Below are 4,467 nucleotides of genomic sequence, written 5' to 3'. Positions count from 1 at the left end.
ATACAAGGTCGGCGACTTAATAGAATTCCGCGAGCGGCGGACGCAGACACACACCGGACGGGGTGCGGCATGATGCCGGGGGGCCACGGCGCGGGCGGGCACCCGCGACCGGTGGGGATAGGAAAAACAGGGCGTAGTCATCATAACCCCGTCGATGCCGTATTGTCACGGCTTGAAGGCGTTCGCCAAACCGGGACGGGTAGATGGCTCGCTCGATGCCCTGGACCGTTGCATCGGCGCGGCGACAGGAATCCTTCTCTTTCCATCGGCGAAACATCAGACCAAACCGTTTTAATCAGGTGCTTTGCCGGCTGCGAACCTACCGAGATACTCGGCGCGGTCGGGCTGGAGCTTCGAGACCTATTTCCGCCACGAGAGAGCGGATATGCGACCCGACCGACGGCACCGCGCATACCGTGGCGTGACCTGCTCGAGGCGCTGGAGCGTGACCTTGTCGTCGCCAGTATCGCGTTCTCGGGCCTGGCTCGCGGCGACGAGTTCACCGTCGAGCAAGCGCATGAAATGTCGCGGTTCGCGGCTGACCTCGCGGACAAAATCCGGGAGGTGCGCCATGCCTAGTCTGGATGATTGCAGGCGCTCCGCCGATGAAATCCTGGGGCACTCGGGCGGCACGGCCGAGTATTACGGTTCAGATTCATCAAAATCAGAAAAAACCGAGAAGGAAAGACCGCGACGGACGGAGTCACCCAAGCTGGTGTCTGTCACCCTTCACGACCTGCTAAGTCGCGAACTCCCGAGGCTTGACCCCATTATTTCGCCCTGGCTTGGCACCCAAAGCCTGAACATGGTTTACGCCTGGCGTGGCGTGGGTAAAACCCATTTCGCTTTGAACGTGGCGTACGCTGCGGCCAGCGGCGGCGAGTTTCTAGGCTGGACGGCCGAGAAGCCGCACGGCGTTCTTTATTTGGACGGCGAAATGCCGGGCGCGGCCATGCAAGAGCGCCTGTCTTCAATCATCCTGGCGAGCGATAAGGAATGCGCCCCGGATAACTTTCGAATTATCACGCCAGACCTACAGGCTTCTTTCATGCCGGACCTGGCAACCGCCGAGGGACAGGACGCGATTGAGGAACACGTCACCGACGACACCCGCTTGATCGTGGTGGACAACTTGTCGGCGCTGGTCAGGCGCGGCGGGCGCGAGAACGAGGCGGAATCGTGGTTGAACGTCGCGGAATGGGCCATGTATCAGCGGGCACGTGGCCGGAGCGTGCTGTTTGTACACCATGCGGGAAAAAATGGCGCTCAACGCGGCACGAGCAAGCGGGAGGACATACTCGATACCGTGATCTGCCTCAAGCGCCCCGGCGACTACGACCCAGCAAAAGACGGCGCACGCTTCGAGGTCCATTTCGAGAAGGATCGCCACAACGCAGCCGGATCGCCGTTCGAGGCGCGGCTAGAAACTGATCGGGACGGTCGGCAGGTGTGGACAGTCCGGAATCTCGAGCAATCACGAGCCGATCAAGTAATCGCGTTGCATGACCTGGGGATGTCGGTCACGGACATCGCCACCGAGCTGAACATGCATAAATCCAACGTCTGCCGCGCGATCAAAAAGGCCACCGAGGAAGGCAAGATTGCCCCCCGCAAAAAATCTCACCATACCGACCCCAAACAACCACGGAGGCGGCGCGATGTCGACGACTGAGAAAAGTTATCACGTTGCGCCCCTTAGGACGCGCAACATGATAACAATGGCAAAAAACAGCGATAACACCCATGATAACAACCGCGCAACAGAAAGCCTGAAAGCCTTGGCTGGTGCGGCATTGAGGCGCAACCAAGAGCGCAACAATAGCGCAACTTGCACCCAAAAAACCGCGCAACAAAACACGGTTTTTTCACCCTCAAAAGTTATCACGCCGGAAGCATCGGAACTTCGCGACATTCGCGCATGGCTGGATCGGATCGGCGAGACTGACGAGGAAGTCATCGCCGAGGTTCTGGAGAAATGCCGGAGCGATCCCGAAGCGCGGCGGTATTACCTGTGCCGTGCGACCGAGACCGAACCGCGCATTCACGCCGTACCGGAATCAGGCATTCAACGATGGATGCCCGGCGGCGAATGCTACGAGCGGATTCGTTCCGGCTGGCGATTGTCGCGGACACCGGACGGCGGCTATGTGTGGCGGGAGCCTGGGACATGGGAGGGTGCAGCATGACCCTACCCCACGTGCACGGCACCCACACGCGCGAGGGAGGGGCCATTCCGTTCTTGCCAAGGCGCAGACCTCGACCGCACGCACTCCTTCGAAATCAGAAACCGTAACAAAGTTAGGAAATCCTTATGAACACCGAGCACACCTTGACCGACTTACCCGAAGAACAGCTTATCCTCCTGGCGCACCAGGCGCTTTTAGAACTGGCACAGCGCGGACTTCGGACGTTACCGCTACCCGAGCAAGCGCGTATTTCCGAGCGGCTTTCCCGAGGCCACACGTTGCGTTGTGGATGGGATTTCGGCAACGCTGCGGGAGCGTTTTACACTGCTTCTGGGAATGAACGGCACCACGTCATGAGCGTCGGGCTTGGCGAATCTGCACCGCCTGGAATGCCGCTGAACTAAGCGCCTACGGGTGAATAAAAAAGCACTGCTTTTTAAGCAATGGTATAATCGAGCCTAGCCAGTTTCGCGGACTGGCGGGCTCTCCGGTAGCCGGTCGACGTACCGGCTTTTTATTGGGGAGCAACTAAACACTGTTCAATTACCGGAGAACCCGAAATGAATTTGTCACACATTCAAAGCCGTATGGCTGAAATCTGCCCCGTCGCCGTTGTCGGCAATGCGCCGAACTATTCCCGATGGAACGCCGAATCCTTGCAGGACCGTTTGATTGATCTCAACGATCAAGCGAACGCGATTCGCAGCCAAGCACAGCGCGAGGGCCGTGATTTGACCGAATCCGAAGCGGCGGACGTGGACCGCATCATTGCCGATTTCGAAGCGGTCGAGAATGAACTCGGTTCGCGTGGCTCGAAAGGCCGGAAGACCGAACCGGGCGCACCGGCTGGCGGCGGCTTGGTGCAGCGCACCAGCATTGAGGACATGATTCGTCCGAACGCGGCGCAGACCATCGCGGCGATGTTCCCGCGAGACACCCACGGTTTTAAGAACCTGGCCGAGTTCATGGCGGCGCTGGCGTCGGAACGGGGCGACTCCCGTTTGCGCGTAGGCCCGCCGATCCATGCGGCGGGCATGACCGAAGGCACCGGCTCAAGCGGCGGCTTTCTGGTTCCGCCTCAATTCCTGGCCGAAATTCTGGGGCCGGCATTCGTGGAAAGCGGCATTCTAAGCCGCGTGTCCGTGGTCCCGATGACCAGTTCGGCGGTCATGATTGCCGGCTTCAATAACACCGATTCCCATGCGGGCGGCGCGATTGGCGGTTTGACCATGGAATGGGTAGGCGAAGGTCAACAGCTTTCCAGCCAAACCGGGAAGGTTCGGGCCGTCACCATGCGGCCCAAAAAGGGCGCGGTTTTGGTGGAAATCACCAACGAACTGCTTATGGACTCGCCTGCGGCATCTATCCAGCTTCGCGAGATCATGAGCGCGGCGGCGCGGTTCGGGCTGGAAGCGGCGATCTTGACCGGGAACGGCGTGGGCCGTCCGTTGGGCCTTCTGAACGACAATGCCAAGATCGTGATTAGCAAGGAAACGAGCCAAGCGGCGGATACGATCAACTATCAGAACATCATCAAGATGGTTGCCCGGATCCACCCGAGCTTGCTGCCCGGCAGCATTTGGGTGGCGAACCCGACCACCTTGACGCAGCTCTTGAACATTCAGAGGCCTATCAAGAACGTTGCGGGGGCCGAGAACGTCGGCGGCGATATCCTGCCGGTTTTTCAAACGGGCGTGGGCGGCACCTTCAGCCTGCTCGGGCTGCCGTTGGTCTTCAGTGAAGCCTTGCCGGTACTCGGCGATGCGGGAGACTTGGTGTTGGCCAGTTTCGGTGAGTATCAGCTCGGCTTGCGTGCGGATGCTCGAATCGACGTGTCGACGGAGCTCAAGTTCGATTACGACAAAAGCGTCTTCCGGCTGATTCTCCGGGCCGATGGCTTGAGCCGATGGGATCAGGCGTTGCAGCCGATGTACGGCGATACGCTGACCTGGGCAACGCTGCTCGAAGAACGGGCCGGTTAACAAGTTCGCCTCGGGTTGGCGCATACGTGCGGACTCCGGCACGTGGCACCACGGTCGACGAGGCAAACGGGCCGCTGTCTTTTCCAGAGGGACAGCGGCTTTTTTTTGGCTTGGCCGCCGCCGAGGGGGGGCGTTTCATTCCTTGGCGGAATCGAAGCCTAGAACGGGCGGCTCATCATTTTTTTACGAACTAATCTTTCCCTGAAAACTCGCTATGTCGAACCATCCACTTGAAACCCTGCCAGACCCACCGGAAACCCTGTCCGATGCGGCCAAAACCTATTGGCGTGAATTGGTGG

At 59.5% G+C, this 4,467-nt stretch carries 5 protein-coding genes; all 5 read left to right on the top strand.

The features are described from left to right. Positions 1-579: hypothetical protein (locus ABJK70_RS20770; protein WP_347258981.1), on the top strand; the 579-nt coding region annotated here is incomplete at its 5' end. Next, entirely contained in the window at positions 572-1,672 is a 1,101-nt protein-coding gene (locus ABJK70_RS20765; RefSeq protein ID WP_347258980.1) for an AAA family ATPase, read from the top strand. The genes ABJK70_RS20770 and ABJK70_RS20765, both read left to right, overlap by 8 nt. 37 nt (positions 1,673-1,709) lie before the next feature. Then, positions 1,710-2,186 carry a hypothetical protein gene (locus ABJK70_RS20760; RefSeq protein ID WP_347258979.1) on the top strand — a complete coding sequence of 159 codons (477 nt, stop codon included), beginning with the start codon at positions 1,710-1,712 and terminating at the stop codon, positions 2,184-2,186. Between the two features lie 125 nt (positions 2,187-2,311). Further along, positions 2,312-2,590, top strand: a complete 279-nt coding sequence (locus ABJK70_RS20755) for a hypothetical protein (RefSeq protein ID WP_347258978.1) — start codon at positions 2,312-2,314, stop codon at positions 2,588-2,590. 156 nt (positions 2,591-2,746) lie between these two features. Further along, positions 2,747-4,168: a phage major capsid protein gene (locus tag ABJK70_RS20750; RefSeq protein WP_347258977.1), complete on the top strand. Its 1,422-nt coding sequence runs from the start codon at positions 2,747-2,749 to the stop codon at positions 4,166-4,168. Positions 4,169-4,467: the final 299 nt, after the last annotated feature.

It is taken from the genome of Methylocaldum sp. (assembly GCF_039794385.1).
In the GTDB taxonomy this organism is placed as follows: domain Bacteria; phylum Pseudomonadota; class Gammaproteobacteria; order Methylococcales; family Methylococcaceae; genus Methylocaldum.
Note: the sequence above shows the minus strand (reverse complement) of the source record. Positions and strands in the feature narration are given on the sequence as shown.

Bases quoted from the DNA above. Each gene is read 5' to 3' on its own strand.
- ABJK70_RS20765 (WP_347258980.1), top strand. From the start codon at position 572: ATGCCTAGTCTGGATGATTGCAGGCGCTCCGCCGATGAAATCCTGGGG.
- ABJK70_RS20760 (WP_347258979.1), top strand. From the start codon at position 1,710: ATGATAACAATGGCAAAAAACAGCGATAACACCCATGATAACAACCGC.
- ABJK70_RS20755 (WP_347258978.1), top strand. From the start codon at position 2,312: ATGAACACCGAGCACACCTTGACCGACTTACCCGAAGAACAGCTTATC.
- ABJK70_RS20750 (WP_347258977.1), top strand. From the start codon at position 2,747: ATGAATTTGTCACACATTCAAAGCCGTATGGCTGAAATCTGCCCCGTC.